At 42.7% G+C, this 19033-nt stretch carries 17 protein-coding genes; 6 read left to right on the top strand and 11 right to left on the bottom strand.

Going from position 1 to position 19033, the window contains the following annotated elements:
* Positions 1-12: 12 nt before the first annotated feature.
* Positions 13-1449 carry a capsule assembly Wzi family protein gene (locus RT084_RS06590; protein ID WP_312385661.1) on the top strand — a complete coding sequence of 479 codons (1437 nt, stop codon included), beginning with the start codon at positions 13-15 and terminating at the stop codon, positions 1447-1449.
* A gap of 72 nt (positions 1450-1521) precedes the next feature.
* Here the strand turns inward: RT084_RS06590 and RT084_RS06595 are convergent, their stop codons facing one another.
* The gene (locus RT084_RS06595; RefSeq protein WP_312385663.1) at positions 1522-2298 is read right to left on the bottom strand and encodes a ferredoxin--NADP reductase; all 777 of its coding nucleotides are present in this window, start codon (positions 2296-2298) and stop codon (positions 1522-1524) included.
* 177 nt (positions 2299-2475) lie between these two features.
* Between RT084_RS06595 and tsaA the strand changes: the two genes are divergently transcribed.
* Together tsaA and RT084_RS06605 are read left to right on the top strand one after the other, a co-directional pair.
* Complete coding sequence (gene tsaA, locus RT084_RS06600) at positions 2476-3207, top strand: tRNA (N6-threonylcarbamoyladenosine(37)-N6)-methyltransferase TrmO (protein ID WP_313098454.1); 732 nt, start codon at positions 2476-2478, stop codon at positions 3205-3207.
* Positions 3208-3381: 174 nt separating this feature from the next.
* The gene (locus tag RT084_RS06605; RefSeq protein WP_313098458.1) at positions 3382-3774 is read left to right on the top strand and encodes an MCR_0457 family protein; all 393 of its coding nucleotides are present in this window, start codon (positions 3382-3384) and stop codon (positions 3772-3774) included.
* Positions 3775-3907: 133 nt separating this feature from the next.
* Here the strand turns inward: RT084_RS06605 and tnpA are convergent, their stop codons facing one another.
* Positions 3908-4318, bottom strand: a complete 411-nt coding sequence (tnpA, locus tag RT084_RS06610) for an IS200/IS605 family transposase (protein ID WP_099834056.1) — start codon at positions 4316-4318, stop codon at positions 3908-3910.
* Between the two features lie 48 nt (positions 4319-4366).
* Between tnpA and RT084_RS06615 the strand changes: the two genes are divergently transcribed.
* Positions 4367-5473, top strand: coding sequence for an RNA-guided endonuclease InsQ/TnpB family protein (locus RT084_RS06615; RefSeq protein WP_313098464.1), 1107 nt, complete (start codon positions 4367-4369; stop codon positions 5471-5473).
* 187 nt (positions 5474-5660) lie between these two features.
* Positions 5661-6800, top strand: a complete 1140-nt coding sequence (locus RT084_RS06620) for a D-alanyl-D-alanine carboxypeptidase family protein (protein ID WP_313098486.1) — start codon at positions 5661-5663, stop codon at positions 6798-6800.
* Between the two features lie 67 nt (positions 6801-6867).
* Here RT084_RS06620 and RT084_RS06625 read toward each other — a convergent pair whose 3' ends face one another.
* The 9 genes from RT084_RS06625 to rlmN form a co-directional block, all read right to left on the bottom strand.
* Positions 6868-8718, bottom strand: coding sequence for a sensor histidine kinase (locus RT084_RS06625; protein ID WP_313098467.1), 1851 nt, complete (start codon positions 8716-8718; stop codon positions 6868-6870).
* A gap of 34 nt (positions 8719-8752) precedes the next feature.
* Entirely contained in the window at positions 8753-10156 is a 1404-nt protein-coding gene (der, locus tag RT084_RS06630; RefSeq protein ID WP_096488988.1) for a ribosome biogenesis GTPase Der, read from the bottom strand.
* Between the two features lie 201 nt (positions 10157-10357).
* Entirely contained in the window at positions 10358-11599 is a 1242-nt protein-coding gene (bamB, locus tag RT084_RS06635; RefSeq protein ID WP_312116779.1) for an outer membrane protein assembly factor BamB, read from the bottom strand.
* 93 nt (positions 11600-11692) lie between these two features.
* Entirely contained in the window at positions 11693-12514 is an 822-nt protein-coding gene (locus tag RT084_RS06640; protein WP_313098473.1) for a YfgM family protein, read from the bottom strand.
* Positions 12515-12579: 65 nt separating this feature from the next.
* Positions 12580-13878, bottom strand: a complete 1299-nt coding sequence (gene hisS / locus RT084_RS06645; RefSeq protein ID WP_201664113.1) for a histidine--tRNA ligase — start codon at positions 13876-13878, stop codon at positions 12580-12582.
* A gap of 48 nt (positions 13879-13926) precedes the next feature.
* Positions 13927-15042, bottom strand: a complete 1116-nt coding sequence (gene ispG / locus RT084_RS06650; RefSeq protein WP_312385677.1) for a flavodoxin-dependent (E)-4-hydroxy-3-methylbut-2-enyl-diphosphate synthase — start codon at positions 15040-15042, stop codon at positions 13927-13929.
* Positions 15043-15106: 64 nt separating this feature from the next.
* Complete coding sequence (locus tag RT084_RS06655; protein WP_099808110.1) at positions 15107-16015, bottom strand: helix-turn-helix domain-containing protein; 909 nt, start codon at positions 16013-16015, stop codon at positions 15107-15109.
* A 1-nt stretch (position 16016) separates the two neighbouring features.
* On the bottom strand, positions 16017-16967 hold the full coding sequence (gene pilW, locus RT084_RS06660) for a type IV pilus biogenesis/stability protein PilW (RefSeq protein ID WP_159676350.1): 951 nt from the start codon (positions 16965-16967) through the stop codon (positions 16017-16019).
* A 209-nt stretch (positions 16968-17176) separates the two neighbouring features.
* A complete protein-coding gene (gene rlmN, locus RT084_RS06665) occupies positions 17177-18364 on the bottom strand; it encodes a dual-specificity RNA methyltransferase RlmN (protein WP_312385680.1) in 1188 nt (395 codons plus the stop codon).
* An 82-nt stretch (positions 18365-18446) separates the two neighbouring features.
* Between rlmN and RT084_RS06670 the strand changes: the two genes are divergently transcribed.
* Positions 18447-18959, top strand: coding sequence for a GNAT family N-acetyltransferase (locus RT084_RS06670; protein WP_312175919.1), 513 nt, complete (start codon positions 18447-18449; stop codon positions 18957-18959).
* The last annotated feature ends 74 nt before the right edge of the window (positions 18960-19033 follow it).

The raw sequence follows: 19033 nt of genomic DNA on the forward strand, positions 1-19033 counted from the left end.
TGTGAGCCTCGTATGACAAATAAAACGGTTAAATATCTCTCATTGGGTGTGCTACTTGGACTCTCACAATTTAGTCAGGCAGGTCAATTAGTTCAAATTGATAGTGATCTACGTCAAACACTTGAGATTTTAAAAATCAATGGTGTGCTAAATGTTGATATATCAACTTGGCCGATTAGTTCAGAAGCCATACAGACCGCCTTGAGTCAAGCGCAGCCCAAATCAGACAATGACAAACTGTTACTGGGTAAAGTTAAACAAAAGCTTGAAGCCAACGATGTATCCAAGCTACAAATAGTAAGCAACATCAATGGTGACGAGCGCGCTGTGTTTAGCGGATTTAATACAGAAGGCAATACGGTGACGCCTTTGGGTGTTAGTGTGTCACATAGCCATGCAGGTGATAACATTGATTACAAAATTCAAGGCACCTTAAATGTCGAAGATGATGAGCCTAGCAAGTCGTCTAATCTTGATGGCAGCTACCTCGGTACCAAATTAGGCAATCATCGCCTTGCCTTTGGTAGTATTCCGGTATGGTGGGGCAACGGCGTTGATGGCAGTTTAATTCGCAGTGATGCGGCTAGACCTGTCACGGGCTTTTTAATGCAGCGTGCTAATAATAGCCCCATTAATTTTCCTGTATTATCAAAATTGGGTAATTTTAATTACCAAATAACGGCTGGGCAATTACAAGACTATAAAGCAGAGCCTCACACCAAATTGATTGGCATGCGAGCGAGTTTTGAGCCGCATGAAGCGTTTCAAATCGGCGCATCGCGTTCATTGATGTGGGGGGGGGATAATAAGTCCGAAAGCCTAAAGTCTTTAGGTAAGGCTTTAATCGGCACATATGATAATGGCGGCGAAGATGAAGATCCCTCAAACCAAATCGCAGGAATTGATGCACAGCTAAATTTAAAACCGTTGGTGAATTTGCCGGCGAGTGTCTATGGTGAATTTATTGGGGAAGATGAAGCAGGTGGTTTGCCAAGTAAAAAGGCGTATTTGGCAGGGTTAAAAGGTACAATCCCGCTGTTTCAACAGCCTTGGCTCTGGCATGCAGAATGGGCGAATACTTACTATGACCTTGATAAAACCAATACTATTTACACCCATAGCATTTATAAAGATGGTTATTATCAAAAGGGCTTGCCGCTAGGTCATCCGATTGGTGGGGATGGTGAAATCATTAGTGTGGGGCTATCAGGTAATATTAACGCTAACAACCAGCTCGGGTTAAAATACGCCAACGCCAAAGTCAATCAATCTAATCAAGTGATTAATGCTGCCTTCCCAACCAAGCAAGATTTGGATATTGTCGAAGCCGATTGGAAACATAAATATAATGACAAAACCTCGGTTAAACTGGGTATTTGGGGTAAAAAAGACAGCATCAGCGATGATAAAGATGCGGGTGGTAATTTGGTGTTAGAGTATAGCTACTAATTTTGAGTTATAAAAAAAGCCCAAGTAGGGCTTTTTTTATGATTTTACGGTTTAACTTTTACTGTTCAACTTTTATTGCTCGACAAAGGCACGTTCAACCACATAATCACCCGTACCACCCATACGAGGTGATGGTTTAAGACCAAATTCATCGAGTAGTGCTGCCACGTCTTTATTCATAGATGGACTACCACAAATCATTGCGCGGTCATCGCTTGCATTGATGGGTGGTAATCCGATGTCTTGGAATAACTTGCCTGATTTCATTAAATCGGTCATACGCCCTTCATTGCGAAACGGCTCACGCGTGACGGTGGGGTAATAGATGAGTTTATCTTTAACGTATTCACCCAGTAGCTCATCTTCAAACAAGTCTTTTTCAAACATCTCACGGTAGCCTAGCTCACTCACATAACGTACGCCATGCACCACGATAACTTTCTCAAAACGCTCATACACTTCTGGGTCACGGGCAAGTGACAAAAATGGTGCCAACCCTGTACCCGTTGCTAGCATATACAAATGCTTGCCAGGATTTAGGTCATCAAGCACCAGGGTGCCAGTGGGTTTTTTACTCACCAATAATTTATCACCCACTTTGATATGCTGTAAAATAGACGTCAAAGGACCATCTTGGACTTTGATAGAATAAAATTCGAGCTCTTCATCATAGTTGGTGCTAGCAATTGAATAGGCACGCATCAAAGGTTTTCCATTGACTTCCAGACCAATCATGGCAAATTCACCATTCCTAAAACGTAAACCTGCATTACGGGTAGTTTTTAGGGTAAATAATGTGTCATTCCAATGATGCACATAGGTAACGGTTTCTTCATAAAATTTTGACATAGCGCCCAACCTTGTATTGGTCATAGATAAAAATAAAAGTAAATAAAGGATAAAAAAAGCGGGTTAATATTGACATTCTGGGGCGATATGATAGCAAATTTTTGATGAATTAGTCGAATTTGGGCGTAAAAAAATGGCATAATCATAGTTTAAAATATCATATTTTAACGACCCATTATGTTACCACAACAAATTACCCTGCCGATTATCGGCATTGTGAACTCTCCACTTAAGCAAAAGTTTGGCACACCTCGCCAGCCCAATCTTGTCGATATCAACGCTACTATCAGCATGTTGCCGCCTTACAATGTGCTCAGTGCTTTTGAAGGTATTGCCCAATTTAGTCATCTTTGGATTATATGGCAATTTCATCAAAATCGAATCAATACCAATCAGTCAAATTTTCAGCCAACAGTCCGTCCACCGAGACTTGGCGGCAATCAAAAGATAGGGGTTTTTGCCAGTCGAAGTATGTATCGACCGGCAAATATTGGATTGTCAGTGGTCAAATTTTCACATATTAAAAACAGCGAGGCGGGCTTGAGACTGCATATTATCGGCGGTGATATGGTAGATGGCACGCCAGTCATTGATATCAAACCATATTTGCCTTATAGCGATAGTATCGATGATGCGATTGCTGGGTATGCCAGCCAAAAACCCATTATCAAGTCGGTGCATTGGCATCCAGATTTATTGCAGGATTTATCCAATATTGCAATAAAAACTCAGCTGAATCAAACAGATTGGCAAACCATCGAGCAACTCATTGCGCAAGACCCCAGACCTGCATATCGCCAGCAAGAGCTTAATACCCCATTTGCCATGCGTTATCAAAATGTCGATGTTCATTTTAGCCAAATAGCGGATAGTGTTTTGCAAATTCAAACGATTGAGCTATTAAACTAAGCCGTGAGATGGATGGTATAAAAGTTTTTACCTAGCAATATATTGCTAAACTGTTTCAAAAATTTTTACTTGTTCACAAAATACTGACTATCTAGCGTGATTATTCGCTATATTTTTTTTGATTATTTAGTATGATATGGGCTGTATTTTACTTAGATAACCTTAGGACACCGTATGATTAAACTGGGCAAAATCAGTCAAGCTATGATAGGTATGCTGTTAATGGGCATCACCGTAAGTGGTATCGCTGACGATAAAAATAACGATACTATCGCAATCGATATGTCAGAATTGTCGACCACCAAAGAAGAAGTGGCGGTATTACAAGTGTTATCAGAAATCTGCCCACCTATGCTGAATAAATCGCAACAAACAGGGTTTAACACCGCTTATAATATCGAGCTAAAAAAATTAATGCCGACCATTAGCGATCCTCGTTTAGCGGTGCAATACTTGTCGTCTCAGCAAGATTACAAGCAAATTTTGAATGAAACTCGCCAATGGACACTCAGTTATCCAAAAGCGGAAAATCTTGAACTGTGCAAAGACCTTGCCAACAGTAAATAACAATTATAAGTCAACCTATCCTATACACCCCCTAACTGATTTAGGGGGTTTTATCCTCTGTTGCCGTAAAACCACCGACTTCAGGCGGTGGATATAAGGCAACTCCGCAATCATGCTTACACACAGATGGTATTTAGTGCGGTGTATTTTGCTGTTCAATGTACTGGCGTATAATTTCAATTGGAGCACCGCCACAACTACCTGCAAAATAACTAGGCGACCACAACGCTTCTCCCCATAACTGCTCTTTAATAGAAGGATATTCTTTTTTACGCAATAACCGACTAGACACGCCTTTCAAGCTATTCACCAAACTAGAAATAGCCACTTTGGGCGGATAAACCACCAGTAAATGCACATGGTCACTTTCACCGTCAAACTCTACTAGTTGCGCCTCAAACTTTGAACAAACTTTCTCAAAGATAACCTGCATGTCTTCTAAAATCTCTTTAGTGAATACTTTTTTGCGGTATTTAGCCACAAAGACCAAATGCACATGAAGATTGTAAACAACGTGCCTACCAATTCTTAAATCGTTTGACATATATTTAGACCAACTATAGAATATAAAAATCTAATTATACTTGAACCCATGAAAACACTCAAGCTACGCATACGAGATAAACACGCAGACCAATTAAACCGCCTAAGCGGTTCGGTCAATTTCGTGTGGAATTATGTCAATGATTTGAGTTACAGACACCTACAAAAAACTGGCAAATTCTTTAGTGCTTATGACCTAAACGACTACACCAAAGGTAGCGGTGAGTTACTTGGTTTACATTCTCAAACTATTCAAGCCATCAATGAAACCCACACCAAATCGCGTCGCCAATCCAAAAAAGCTAAATTGTCATGGCGAACCAACAACCCAAAATCAAAGCGTAAAAACTTAGGTTGGCTACCATTCAAACAATCCGCCATTAAGCACATTGCCACACACCAAACTGGTAAAAAGGGCTTAAAATCTACCTTACAACTATCTTTAGCCAAAGGGCAAAAGCTAGTCATTGATCTATGGGACAGCTACAACCTTAGCCTATATCAAATCAACACGCTGGAAATTGTCCAAGACAGCCGTAACCGTTGGTATGCCTGTATTACCGTCAAACAATACCCTAAAACTACTTGCGGAATGGGTAGCGTTGGGATTGATTTAGGCTTAAAAGACAGTGCCACCGCCTCAAATGGCGATAAACTACAAATCAAGCAAACGCTCAAATATGCCAAAGCGTTAGCCACCGCCCAACGTGCCAAAAACAAACAGCGTGTCAAAGCGATCCATGCCAAAATCAAACATACACGGCAAGACCTAATCCACAAATTCACCACCCAATTAGTCAAAGACAATGCCCTAATCGTGGTAGGTGACGTTAGAACTACCCAATTTAACAGTAAAAAAGGCAAACTAGCCAAATCGGTTTACGATGCAGGTTGGTTTGAACTCAAGCGACAACTGACCTACAAATGCGAGAACGCAGGTTGTCGTTTTGAAATCGTATCAGAGCGATACACTACCCAAACTTGTTCGTGTTGCGGTCAAATAGACAGCAACAGTCCGAAAGGTAGAGCAGGTTTGCGAATAAGAGAATGGACTTGTGCAACGTGTGGCACACGGCATGATAGAGATATTAACGCCAGTAAGAACATTCTTGCGGTTGGGCTTAACCGTCTTGTAGAAGGAATCCCCTCACTTTAGGGAGGGGAGGAAGTCAATTATGATAAATCGTTGATTTTTAGACCGAATACAGTGTTGAATTACGATTTTTTTTGCTAATATAGGCAATTTGTTTTACCAAGCGTCCAAGCAAACAGGTCGCATTTGATTTGAGCCAAGAGTGAGTGAGATGAAAGCAATCGTAATACCGCAATATACCCAACGTCTGATGGTCGGCACTTTTGTCGTCGCCAGTTTTTTTGCCACAACTGTACAGGCAAATGCTGCCATACAACAGCCTGAACTAGACAATTCTGCTTTTATCCTAATTGACTATGATACGGGTACGGTATTGGCTCAAAAAAATGCCGCTCAGCCATTCCCACCTGCGTCATTGACCAAAATGATGACCAGTTACATCATTGAGCAGCGGCTGCTATCAGGGGCATTAAAAGAAAATGAACCCATCCTCATGACCCCAGAGGCTTGGTGTAAAGGCTCAAGTAAAGAGTCTTGTATGTATGTCCCTGTCAATACAACCGCCCCTGTGATTGATATGTTAAAAGGTATTATTATCCAATCGGGTAATGATGCATCAAAAGCGATGGCACAGCACATTGGCGGTAGCGAAACCACGTTTGCCGATTTGATGAATGAAGAAGCCAAAAAAATTGGCATGACCCATACTCATTTTATGAATGCGACCGGTATGCCCCAAGAAGGCCATCAAGCGTCTGCCGAAGATTTGGCGAAACTTGCCCAAGCGATTATCAAGAACAGCAAAAAGTATTATCCCATCTATAGCCAAAAACAATTTACTTATAACGGCATCACCCAAGGCAACCGCAATGCGTTATTGTTCACCGATCCAACGGTAGACGGTCTAAAGACAGGGCATACCGACGAAGCAGGTTACTGTCTAGTAGCGTCGAGTAAACGCGGTGATATGCGCCTGATTTCAGTGATTATGGGTACTAAAAGCGTGCAAGAGCGCGCAGACCAATCGCGTAACTTACTCAACTGGGGGTTTAGTAATTTTGCCACTAAAATTGCCGCCCCGGCACAAAAAAACTACGGCAGCGTGCCAGTCAACTTCGGTGCTGTCGATAAAGTCAACGTCGTCAGCAAAGGCAATTTACAAGTCCTAGTGCCAAAGTTGGATCAAGAAAAAATCAGTACCGTGGTCAATTTGCCAGCCGATGTTAAAGCGCCGTTAGCGCAGGGGCAAGAAGTGGGTAAGCTGGTTGCTATGCTCAATGGTAAACCTGTGGCGTCTGTCCCACTGGTCGCTGAGAGCCAAGTTCAAGAAGCAGGAATTTTTAAACGTATGTGGCAACATATCGTGGTGTTTTTTAAAGGTTTATTTTAATTTACAAAAAAAATTACAAAGAGAAAAACCCTTCACATGAAACGAAGGGTTTTTTTTAACTCAAATTTTAACTCAAAATATGGGACAGCTCTTTAATATATTGATCGGGTGTATCGTCTATTACTTCTTTTTTGACAAAATAATCAACCCCCGCTATTTTTAGCAGTTCGATGGTATGCGGATTTAACGCTTTGCTGTCATAAACACAAATAATGGTGACCCTGCCGTTCTGTTCAAACTCACGAAATTTGCTGACGAAGTCTAATATCGCTTGATAATGAATATTTCGCGAGATAAACAGCGCATCCACCGTATGAGAGGACAAATAATCTTCAAGAAGTTCGCTACTGGTAAACGTCTCAACTTTAGCACCGGCATTTTCCATGCGTTTGGCTTTTTCGAATAAATCTTCATAGTGATACCAAACGACAATATGTTTATTTATCAATAAATTGCGCTCATAATTGTGTTTGCAATCTTTTAGCAGTAACGATACCTGAAAATTGGTACCCACATCAGGTTCGCTGGTAACTGTGATGCTGCCTTTCATCAGTTCTAGTAGTTTTTTCACTAGAAATAATCCCGCAGAATTATTTGAGGAGGTATGCTTTATTTCAGGATTAATTTGGAAAAAAGGTTCAAAAATCTGCTCTAAATGTTCCTTGGCAATGCCTATACCGGTATCTTCAATCTGCAACATCCACCGTACTTGCGTTTGTAAATGTTGCAACTGCGAGGTGATGGTTATGCTGCCTTTATCAGTAAATTTAATCGCATTTTCTACCAATGAACTAATAATTAAAGTGATTTTTTGAATATCGCCTTCTAGGACATAATCGGCGTGATAGGGCTTTGCCTTTAACGTGATATTTTTCTCGGCAGCAAAAGGCTGGTAGTCATTGACAATTTGCGTGATTAACGCCGTTGGACTAAATTGGTAGGCGCTGACGCCTGTTTGACCTTTATCGATACGGTTAATTTGGATGATTTGATCCAGCTTAGCATTTAAATCATCTTTACCCAAAGTAATAATTTCAACGGCATCTTTTTGCTCAGCGCTGATATATTGATTATGTAATAGCTGTAAACCCGATTCGATACGACTCACGGAGGATTTGAATTCATGAATCAAAATATTTTCAAATTTTGAGCTATGCTCAAGCTGTTTAAATTGGCTGTCTTCAAGGTCATTTTTTTCTTGGCGCAGGGTGGCGATTTGGTCAATTTGCGCCTTACGCTTGTTGAGCAAATACACCAAGGCTTTCTCAAATACCCAAGCCTCATTACTTTTTGGTAGCTGATACGACTCTGCCTGTGAAAACTCATCTTGCAAAATATGACGGCTTAAGTATTCAAGCTGTGGCAAGCGATTGGTTAAATTTTGCACCTTCTGCACCACAAACCACAAATTTAGCAGCGCAATAAATGATAGCACAAGCATTAACGGTAAATGTTGCCAAAACCATTGCTGGCGAATGGTTTGTAGGTCAAGGGTAAGATTACTATAGCCAATTAGCTGGTCTACTTTAGTATTTTTTTGATTGGGCGTTAATTTTAACAAATTGATTTTAACAGGTTCGCTCAATCCGTAATAGCGCTCAAAAAGCACTTCAGTAACTTTAATTGGACGGGTGGTCGGATGCTGCTGCTGATCAAATGGAAAAAACACAATGCTTTCGTACTGCGGCATTTCGCTTAACAGTTTGTCAATGCTAGCGGTTGTCACACTGTTAGGACTGCTGGCAATAGACTGGGCAAGTAGATAATTTATCTTACTCGCCTGTTTGATTTCAGATTGCACGGTTTGGGTCAAGTCGACTAAGGTATAAATCGCAAGGCAAATAAATAAAACCAATAAAAAGGGTATTGCAACGATACGCTTTACCCCAATTTGATAACCTAAAGTCTTCTGTACCATTCACTCATCCCTTAAAACGCCAACTAACATCGCCTTAACGTTTTTTGCCGCGCTTTTTGAATTTTTGTACCTCTCGACGTTTACGTTCTTTTTGCGCATCCGTCATGGTATTAGTGCGACCTGCGTAAGGGTTGGCGTTTTGTTTAAACTCAACCCGAATCGGGGTACCTTCAAGCTTGAATACCTTGCGAAATTCGTTTTCTAGATAGCGACGATAACTGTTTGGCACCTGGCTGGTTTGATTGCCATGAATCACAATAATCGGTGGATTATGACCGCCCAAATGCGCAAAGCGAAGTTTAATACGTCGCCCGCCTACCATAGGGGGCTGGTGTGCAGTAACCGCATCTTGCAGAATTTGGGTCAAGCGACTGGTGGAAATATCAAACATCGCCGCATCATAGGCACGGTGAATCGATGGGTAAAGATTGCCAACGCCTGTCCCATGAAGCGCAGAGATTAAATGAACCTTTACATAAGGGATAAAGTTAAAACGTCGATCCATTTCAATTTTGACAAAATTCTTTTGGTCTTGGTCAAGCCCATCCCATTTATTAATGGCAAGTACCATCGCGCGACCTGCTTCTAAGGCGTAGCCCAACAAGTTCAAATCCTGATCGGTAATGCCTTCTTGCGCATCAATGACCACGATGACCACATGGGCATCTTTGATGGCTTGCAAGGTTTTTACCACAGAAAATTTTTCAACTTTTTCGTCAATACGTCCACGGCGACGCACGCCCGCGGTATCAATCAACACATAATGTCTGTTGTCACGCTCGTAAGGAATATAGATACTATCGCGCGTGGTACCTGGCATATCAAAAACCACCACACGTTCTTCACCAAGCAAGCGATTGACAAGCGTAGATTTGCCGACGTTGGGTCTGCCAATGATGGCGATACGTAAGCCATCAGGTGCTTGTTCTTCTTGGTCATCGGTGGGCATATTAGCAGTGACGGCTTCTAATAAATTGCCCACCCCACGTCCGTGACTGGCTGCCATAGGAAATGGTTCACCAAAACCTAACGCATAAAATTCATGAATCGCCGCTTCATGGACGCCATCCATTTTATTGGCGGCTAAAAACACGGGCTTGCCAAGGGTATGAAGTTGTTTGGCAATAACTTCATCAGCGCCCGTGATACCCACGCGGCTATCAACCACAAACACAATGATATCTGCTTCATGGATAGCGGTATGCGATTGGTGCGACATATAATCATCAATGGTGCCGTCACCTTCATCCACTTCGCCAATACCACCGGTATCGATGACGATAAAGGATTTTTCTTCAAAGGTTGCGTCGCCATATTGACGGTCGCGGGTAAGACCTGCCAAATCAGCAACCAAGGCTTGACGACTGCGGGTCAACTGATTAAATAGGGTGGACTTGCCAACGTTCGGACGGCCAATCAAGGCAACAACTGGTTTCATAAATTTAATTTCCAAAATTTTCAAAAAGCAAGATTTTCAACAAGCAAGATTTTAAACACGCTTGAAAAATTCATTATTTCTATAACTTAACAAACCCAACATCGCGCTGCAATGCTGGGTTGTCATTTAAACTCACACTTTTATCAGTCTGGGCTGCTCATCCACTCGCCAAAACTGCCAAATGCGTGAACAGTTTAACAATTAACGATTTACTTGCCAAACACTAAGTGCGCCATTTGCGCTTTGGGCAATCAAACGGTTATTGATAAACTGTAATACCGCCACGTCGGATTTGGCTTGTTTTCTGTCAACCAGTGCCCCTGAGGTGCGGTCATACACATGCAAATAACCCATAGCATCACCAACCACCACGTAGTTGCCGATACTCACCGCGTTACTCAAACCACGATAAGACAAATTATCGGTTTGCCAATTAACCGTGCCTGTCATTTTATCCATCGCTACCAATTCGCCATCAAGCGAAGTGGCGTAAACTTGACTATCATCTGTGCCGACTGATTTTAGGCTCGCCAACTCTTTGACAAAACTTAGCTGCTGTGAAGCCATATCGGCAGCGACTAACTGACCGCTATAAGACACAACGTACAGCATATTGCCATCTAGTACGGGGGTGGCATCCACATCAGAAATTTTTTCGATATCACTACTGCCTTTGCTAATACCAAAACGTTTTGACCAAATAGGTACGCCATTATCGATATTTAAGGCATGGATACGACCATCGGCTGTCGAAACCAGCACCGTATTGCGATTGAATAAAATCGGCGTGGCACTACCGCGAACGCTTAAATTTGGATTTTGGGTGTTAAAAGTCCAAATAGGCGCGCCAGACTCTAGCGACAGCGCACTAATTTTACCATCATTGCCAAGGGTAATGACACGGTTTTGGCTGATTAGGGCAGGGGATAGGGTTACGGTGTCTAAAGGCGTTTGCCAAATAACTTTGCCAGTCATTCTGTCTAACGCAATGATGACCCCTTTGCTGTCACTAACCACGGCTACGCGAGATTGTTCATCTAGCGCCACCCCTGACATTAAGCCTTGTTTGAGTTTGGTACTCCAAAGCACTTTGCCTTGCCCATCAAACGCTTGCACGCTACCGTCTGCTAACGCATTCACATAGCCATTGTTGTCATACGCCACGCGAAAGGCGGTAGGTTGCTGGCTGATGGTGGTTTTATTGCGCAAACTGCCAAAGCGTTTGCTAACTTTTGTATTACTGCCTTGACTAAACAGTGGGGAAATCACATTTTGACTGCTAGCGAGTTTCACAAGTGCGGCAGGTTTATGGACATTGTCAGATTTTTTAAACTTGTCACAACCTGTCAGGGTCATCGCTACCACCAAGGCGGTTGCAAATACGGCAGGTTTCATTAAGTTTGTCGATAAGGGTGTCGATTTTGTTGTTGTTATGGTCGTCATTGTTTATCTCGTAACGTACGGTGAAATTTAAATATTGCCATTTAAGAGTTTTGTCAGGTTAAGATTTTTTGCCTATTTTTTAGCTATGTGTGCCTATTTTGTGCTTGACGCAACTGCGGGCGCAGATGCGATTGCTGCAGCAGTATTTTCAGATTGGGTAGGCTTAGCGAGTACGCCCCCAGTTAAATCAGGTTGTTTGACGCTTAAGCCTAGGCTTTCCATTTTGATACGTAGCAATGCACGGTCTTGGGGGTTTGGGTTGTTTTGATTACGTTGTTCAATCAATTGCCAAGCCTTTTGGTAATGAGTAGCCGCCGCTTTTTTATCACCTTGTTGGTTGGCAATGTCCCCCAAAATCTCAAGTTTACTGGCTTCAAAGGCAGCAGGTAAGGGGCTTTGTAAGCGTTTTTGTGCCGCATCCGCTTGATTGTCTGACAATAGCACTTGTGCTTGGCGCAAAATGGCAATGGCTTTTAGCCCATCATCCTTCAGCGTTAACTGAGATGCTTTTTGTAGCGTTGCCGCCGCCGCTTTTAGATCATTTTTATCGGTTTGCTGTTTGGCTTGCAGCATCAAGGCTTGCCATGTATAAACCGAATTATCATGTTTAGCCACAAATTCGCTCAAATCTTTGTCCAAATTGGTTTGCGCCGTAGTCAGTTGCGCTTGTGCTTTGGTATCGCTGGCAGCTTGGGTGGTTAGGGTCTCAATGTTGTTTTGGTCGCTTTGAATTTTGGCAAAATCGTTCGCTGCTGCGGTATCTATATTGCCGCCATGCTTTTGCCAGTAACTCCAGCCAAAATAGCCCGCTAATACCAACATAATGGCGGACAAAATATAGCCACCATATTGTTTAAGCGCGCCTAAGGATTGCTGTTCATCATTCACTAGCTTAGGTTGTACGTCTTTAACCATTACATAAAGCCTTTCAAAAAATTACTGATATAAGTTAACCATCAAATTTGGCTCAATCAGATAGATTAGATAAAATCTGGATTTTCGCTAAAGAGTGTGTCACTCGCGACCGTAATTTGGTCACCGGTTGCCATTTTTTTGATGGTAATTTGCTGGTTAGCGACTTCATCTTGCGCGATAATCACTGACAAGTGCGCACCTGATTTGTCGGCTTTTTTCATTTGCGCTTTTAAACTCGTGGCACTTGCCATTTTCACGCGAAGATTTGAGCGTCGTGTACGTAGCTCATGGGCAAATTTGATGGCATCGGTGTAAACATCAGGATGGGCGACCACAAATACATCACAGGCAGGTGTTGCCTCAAACGGATGCACCTTTTGCATGAGTAACAACAAACGCTCAAGCCCCATGGCAAAACCTACTGCCGGCTCGGAAGCGGCTGGTTTATCACTGCCAATGGCTTTGATTTGTCCAATAAGCCCATCATAACGCCCCCCAGCACATACCGTGGCTTGGCTACCTAGCTGGTCAGTCGTCCATTCAAATACGGTTTTATTGTAATAATCTAAACCGCGTACCAGTTTTGGATTAATCACAAAATTGATGCCGACTGCTTTAAGATACTGTTGCAAGGCTTCAAAATGCTGCTGGCTTGCTGCCCCCAAAAAGTCAGCAAGCTTTGGGGCGTTCTCTAAAATTTGTTGGGTGTTTTTATCTTTACTATCCAAAATACGTAGTGGGTTGGTGGTTAAGCGGCGCTGACTATCTTCATCCAATTGAGATTTTTTATCGGTTAAAAAATCCACCAAGGCTTGGCGATACGCCAGTCGTTCGTCTATCTCGCCCAAGCTATTAATCTCAAGTTGCACCACGTCTAAAATGCCCAATTTTTGCCACATTTGGTAGGTCATGATAATAAGCTCAGCATCAGCATCCGCCAATTCACTGCCAAAACTCTCAACCCCTAATTGGTGAAACTGACGATAACGGCCTTTTTGCGGTTGTTCATAGCGAAACATAGGACCAATATACCAAAGTTTTGGATTATCACCCCGCAATAAGTTATGCTCCACCACGGCACGTACCGCGCCTGCCGTGCCTTCAGGGCGTAGTGTCAATGCGGTAGGTGGGTTGGATTTGTCATAAAAGCTATACATTTCCTTTTCGACAATGTCAGTAGCATCGCCAATCGCACGGGCAAACAGCTGGGTTTCTTCAACGATTGGGAGGCGAATTTGCTCAAAGCCAAATTGATTGAGCACATCGATAAGGCTGCTTTCAAGTTGGCGCCATTCGCTCGATGGGCGCGTAGATTCTGTCTCAATATGTAAGATATCATTAAAACCTTTAATGGATTTTAACATGGTCAATTTCCCAAACAATGCAAACTAAAAAAATAAACGATACAAAAATTATTTAACCCGTAAGATTTCATTGGCGCGCTGGGCTTCACGCTCAGCCACTTTTTGACGGACCATGGCTTCAATCTCGTCAGCAAGCTTGGTGGTATCAATCAAATGTGATTTTTCCCCATTTTTATATACTAGGCTATTTGGACTGGCACCCACCACGCCGATATCCGATTCTTTGGCTTCCCCTGGACCATTGACTTTACAGCCAATCACCGATACATCCATTGGTTCACGGATATCCTCTAGGCGTTTTTCTAAGTCCATCATCACCCGAATCACATCAAACTCTTGGCGTGAGCAGCTGGGGCAGGCGATAAAATTCACCCCATTACTACGGATACCCAGTGATTTTAAGATATCAAAACCGATTTTAATTTCTTCTTCTGGCTCAGCAGCTAGCGAAATACGCATGGTATCGCCAATACCTTCTAGCAGTAGTCCGCCTAAGGCGATCGCAGACTTCACGGTACCGGTGCGGTACACCCCCGCTTCTGTCACACCTAGATGCAGTGGATTGTCAACTTGTGCAGAAATCAACCGATACGCATCCATGGTTAAAAACACATTACTGGCTTTGACTGAGATTTTGAATTGATCAAAGTTATTACGATCTAAAATATCAATATGGCGCATCGCCGATTCAAGCATGGCTTCACCCGTGGGTTCACCATATTTTTTTTGGATATCTTTTTCTAGTGACCCCGCGTTTACGCCAATACGCATACTAATCCCATGATGTTTGGCGGCGGCAATCACTTCACGCACTTTTTGTTCATTGCCGATATTACCTGGGTTGATACGTAAGCAGTCTGCACCTGCATCAGCCACCGCCAGTGCAATTTTATAATCAAAATGAACGTCTGCCACTAGGGGCACAGAAACTTGTCTTTTGATTTCGGCAAAGGCTTTTACACTTTTCATCGTTGGCGTTGAGACGCGCATCAGATCAGCACCGGCATCGACACAGCGCTGAATCTGTGCCACAGTGGCATCGATATCACAGGTATCGGTATTGGTCATACTTTGCACACTAATGGGGGCGTCACCGCCTACTGCGACATTACCGACGTAGATTTTTTTGGTGAGTTTACGTTTGATGGGGTTATGCGCTGACATAGGCGTTCCTATTATTATAACTGTTATAACGAATGGTTTAGCGTATTTTTAAAGTGATAAGCCGTTAAGGTTTTAAAGTAAAATTGGCTTTATCGTTTTGGGCATAATTGCTTAATTTAATCGGTTGTTTGTTCAAATCCAAGCTCACGTTGCTGGCTTTGTCGATATTGACTTGAAACGGCGCTTGACCTGTCAATTGGTAACTACCGCGCGCTTGATCACCATCTAAAATCGTATTGCCTGTCGCATCGACAATGGTAATTTTGGTGGTATCTTTCACAAAAATGTCAATCGAAGCTTTAGCACCAGCTTGCCCGGTCGCTGCTGTACCACTGGCGTTATCAGCACTCACCGCAACACCGGTAATGGCAGAGCCTGTAGCGGGCAAGCCACTGGCAGTCACCGTGTTTGTCACAATCGCTGAGCCTGCATTGTTAAGCGACGCACCGCTGACTTGGTCTTGGGTTGGCATACTGGCAACAGCACTAGCGGGCGCTTGTTCAACCGAGTCATTATGTGCTTTGCTAACTTTATTAAAAATAAAAATCGCAAGCCCCAATACCAATAAAATTCCACCAATGACAAAAGGGTTAATACGCACACTGGGACGCGCTTCACGATTAAGCGTACCCATCGGCTGCATCGGGGCATTGATGACCGTGGCATATTTTTGTTTGAGGGTAGCGGGGTACTGGGCATCAAAACTTTGCGCGACCAGATTTTTATCCAAACCCAAAAAACGCCCATAGGTAGTGGCAAAACCGCGCGCAAAGGTAGGCTGTGGCAAGGCGTCAAAATCATTGGCTTCAAGCGCCCGAAGATGACTTTTTAAAATGAAAGTTTTGGCAGCCACATCGTCAATCGATAAGCCTTTTTTCTCACGGGCTTGTTTAAAACGCTGACCCAACAGTTGGGTTGTGTCATGAACAGGGGTAGAGTTTTGTTGATTGTCGGTGTTATTGCTGTTTTCCATCTTATTTCCAAGTTGACGTTGGGGTTAAAAGTCCAGAACGAATCTGCTTTGCTTCATCGCTAAGTGGATAGCGGTCTAAAAGCTGCTGCGCTAATTTTTGCATTTCGATAGGATTGTTCGCAAGTTTGGCAAGCCTAATCCCTTGCGATAAAGTGCGCGGGTCAAGGTTGGCTTGACCAATAATTTTAACCAAATCATTATACAGTGCCTGCGCCTCCAAAAATTTGCCATCGGTCAATAAAATATCAATCAGCTCTGTACGGGCGACGATGCTTTGGCGATTGGCATCGAGTGCTTTGATAAATGACTGTATCGCCAGTGGTTTGTTTTTGACCTTTAATGCTGTACGCCCTAAATTCTCTAACGCACTGGCACGACCGTCATACCCTAACGCAGAACCGGCAATTTGAAACTGGGCAATCGCTTCTTGGTTACGACTGAGTTGGGCGAGATAGACGCCATAATTGTTGTTTGCTTGACTAAAGTCAGGATTGAGGGCGATAGCATTTTTAAAATAAGCTTCGGCTTTTTGCATATTGCGCGGGCTGCCTTCTTGCTGCAATAACACGCCCATCATATCATTGGCTTCTGCTGACTTTGGATAAGACTTTAATGCACTTTCTAACTGTCGTTTGGCATCGTCTAATTTACCACCACGAATATATTCAGCGGCAATCGCGGTGCGAATTCTGGCGATTTCTTCTGGATTTTTTTCCCAACGACTGGGGTCACTGGCAGTAACTGTCTGCGTGGTGACTTGTCGGGTAGTGGTACAACCGGTTAGGCAAAGGCTGAAGCTTGAAAGGCCAATCATACCTACCGCAAAAACCTTCGATAAAAAATTTGATTTGCCCGGCATTTTATCGTCATCTATATCGTTGTCGTGTAATTGACAAAAAATAGCAGGTTGGCTATGGTATAAATGAGTTTGACGTGAGTGACATGGTGGCATAACAAACTTACTCATAATCAAATGAACTAAATTGAATAATTAAAAATTTTGACAGTCGATAACAATTTTTAATTGTCGATAAAACCCAATAGCAAAAACAAGCCTATTACTAAAAATGGCTATTACTATAGCAAAAAAACCGTGATAACACCAACCGATAAGGCTAACTTGCGCCTTTATCACGCCAAACTATTATAATGATAAAAGATTTAATGAGACGCTTTAGATTGTAACGTTTTGGACACTTTTTCTTGCCATTGTTTTGCACGGCGGGTCTTATCGGTGACTTGTCCGACCAGTTGTCCACATGCCGCATCAATGTCATCGCCACGGGTTTGGCGAATGGTACAGACAAAGCCTGCTTGGTTCAAGATATTGCTAAACGCATGGATGCGATTGTTACTAGAGCGTCCGTAAGGCGCATGCGGGAACGGATTAAACGGAATCAAATTAATTTTGCAAGGCAAATCTTTGAGCAGATTGACCAGTTGGCGGGCGTGTTCATCCGTGTCATTGACATCTTTTAACATCACATATTCGATGGTGACGTGCTTTTTATGACGGGGGTTTTCGTCATATACATAAGATTTAGCGGCGGCTATCAGCTCTTTGAGTGGATATTTTTTATTGATGGGTACCAGTTCGTTACGCAGTTCGTCATTGGGTGCATGTAGGCTGATGGCAAGTGCCACATCAATGTCTTTGGCGAGCTCATACATCTTTGGCACGATGCCCGATGTTGATAGGGTGACGCGGCGTTTGGATAATCCAAAACCAAAATCATCGAGCATCAATGACATACTGGCTACCACAGGCTCATAATTTAACAGCGGTTCACCCATGCCCATCATCACCACATTGGTAACCCGATTTTCACGTTCAGTGACAGGCACATTTTCCATATAAGACTGGTTGGCCACCCACAGCTGTCCGATAATTTCGCTAGGGGATAAGTCTCGCTCAAAGCCTTGTTTACCGGTGCTACAAAACGAGCAGTCAAGCGCACAGCCGACTTGGGAGGAAATACACAAGGTTTTACGTCCAAACTGTTTGTTATCGTCAGCAGGGATGAGTACAGTTTCCACCAGCGAGCCACCTGCTACTTCAAACACCCATTTGCGGGTGCCATCTTCGCTAAATTGTTTAAACTTTACCGTTGGGGGCGAAACAGTTGCCACTTCATCCAATGTTTCTTGTAGTTTTTTGGACAAATTCGTCATTTGATAAAAATCGGTCACGCCAAACTGATAAATCCACTTCATGACTTGGGTGGCGCGAAACGGTTTTTCGCCGAGCTTGGCAAAAAATTGTCCAAGTTCAGCCTTACTCATGCCAAGTAGATTGGTTTTGTTGGTTTGAGGTTGAAAATGTTGAACAACAGGGATTTTTTCGGTCATAGAAATAGGTTTGGTGGTAGATAATCAAACTTGCTATTATAGCAATATTTAATCAAAAAGTCATGATTAACTGGAGATGAAAATGGGTATTTACCAAGTTCGTGTTGAAGAAAATAAAGATTTTGACTTCATTCAAACATTAATTCAATTTGCGTTTGCCGATGCAGAATATAGCGACCATCAAGAGCATTTTTTAGTGCAAAAATTACGAACAGATACTGCCTTTTTGCCAAATTTAGCTTTGGTTGCGTGTGATGAGCAGGGCAATATTGTTGGACATATTATGTTTAGTGAGGCAATAGTGGATAAAACGAAAGTTTTGGCACTCGCCCCATTGTCGATAGCGCCTACCAATCAAAATCAAGGAATCGGTACAACTTTGATAAACGTTGCTCATGAGCAAATCAAAAAATTAGATTATCCGTGTGTCGTTGTGTTGGGACATCCAAATTATTATGCAAAGTTTGGTTATGAATCTGCCGAAAAATTTGGCATACAAGCTCCGTTTGAAGTGCCTGAAGGTGCGCTTCGAGTATTGCTATTAACGAATGATATACCAAAGGGTGTGATAGAATATGCTAGAGCATTTTTTTAAGATTAGTAAGTAATTGGACTATATATAGTTAAAGAAATCTAGAAGTGCTACAATAACAAAATGGCATACTCAAC

Source organism: Moraxella sp. CTOTU48717 (assembly GCF_032057165.1).
Taxonomy (GTDB): domain Bacteria; phylum Pseudomonadota; class Gammaproteobacteria; order Pseudomonadales; family Moraxellaceae; genus Faucicola; species Faucicola tetraodonis.

What these genes read in the sequence shown, in the direction of transcription:
- RT084_RS06590 (WP_312385661.1), top strand. Translation starts at nt 13, where the DNA reads ATGACAAATAAAACGGTTAAATATCTCTCATTGGGTGTGCTACTTGGA.
- RT084_RS06595 (WP_312385663.1), bottom strand. Translation starts at nt 2,298, where the DNA reads ATGTCAAAATTTTATGAAGAAACCGTTACCTATGTGCATCATTGGAAT.
- tsaA (WP_313098454.1), top strand. Translation starts at nt 2,476, where the DNA reads ATGTTACCACAACAAATTACCCTGCCGATTATCGGCATTGTGAACTCT.
- RT084_RS06605 (WP_313098458.1), top strand. Translation starts at nt 3,382, where the DNA reads ATGATTAAACTGGGCAAAATCAGTCAAGCTATGATAGGTATGCTGTTA.
- tnpA (WP_099834056.1), bottom strand. Translation starts at nt 4,318, where the DNA reads ATGTCAAACGATTTAAGAATTGGTAGGCACGTTGTTTACAATCTTCAT.
- RT084_RS06615 (WP_313098464.1), top strand. Translation starts at nt 4,367, where the DNA reads ATGAAAACACTCAAGCTACGCATACGAGATAAACACGCAGACCAATTA.
- RT084_RS06620 (WP_313098486.1), top strand. Translation starts at nt 5,661, where the DNA reads ATGGTCGGCACTTTTGTCGTCGCCAGTTTTTTTGCCACAACTGTACAG.
- RT084_RS06625 (WP_313098467.1), bottom strand. Translation starts at nt 8,718, where the DNA reads ATGGTACAGAAGACTTTAGGTTATCAAATTGGGGTAAAGCGTATCGTT.
- der (WP_096488988.1), bottom strand. Translation starts at nt 10,156, where the DNA reads ATGAAACCAGTTGTTGCCTTGATTGGCCGTCCGAACGTTGGCAAGTCC.
- bamB (WP_312116779.1), bottom strand. Translation starts at nt 11,599, where the DNA reads ATGACGACCATAACAACAACAAAATCGACACCCTTATCGACAAACTTA.
- RT084_RS06640 (WP_313098473.1), bottom strand. Translation starts at nt 12,514, where the DNA reads ATGGTTAAAGACGTACAACCTAAGCTAGTGAATGATGAACAGCAATCC.
- hisS (WP_201664113.1), bottom strand. Translation starts at nt 13,878, where the DNA reads ATGTTAAAATCCATTAAAGGTTTTAATGATATCTTACATATTGAGACA.
- ispG (WP_312385677.1), bottom strand. Translation starts at nt 15,042, where the DNA reads ATGTCAGCGCATAACCCCATCAAACGTAAACTCACCAAAAAAATCTAC.
- RT084_RS06655 (WP_099808110.1), bottom strand. Translation starts at nt 16,015, where the DNA reads ATGGAAAACAGCAATAACACCGACAATCAACAAAACTCTACCCCTGTT.
- pilW (WP_159676350.1), bottom strand. Translation starts at nt 16,967, where the DNA reads ATGCCACCATGTCACTCACGTCAAACTCATTTATACCATAGCCAACCT.
- rlmN (WP_312385680.1), bottom strand. Translation starts at nt 18,364, where the DNA reads ATGACCGAAAAAATCCCTGTTGTTCAACATTTTCAACCTCAAACCAAC.
- RT084_RS06670 (WP_312175919.1), top strand. Translation starts at nt 18,447, where the DNA reads ATGGGTATTTACCAAGTTCGTGTTGAAGAAAATAAAGATTTTGACTTC.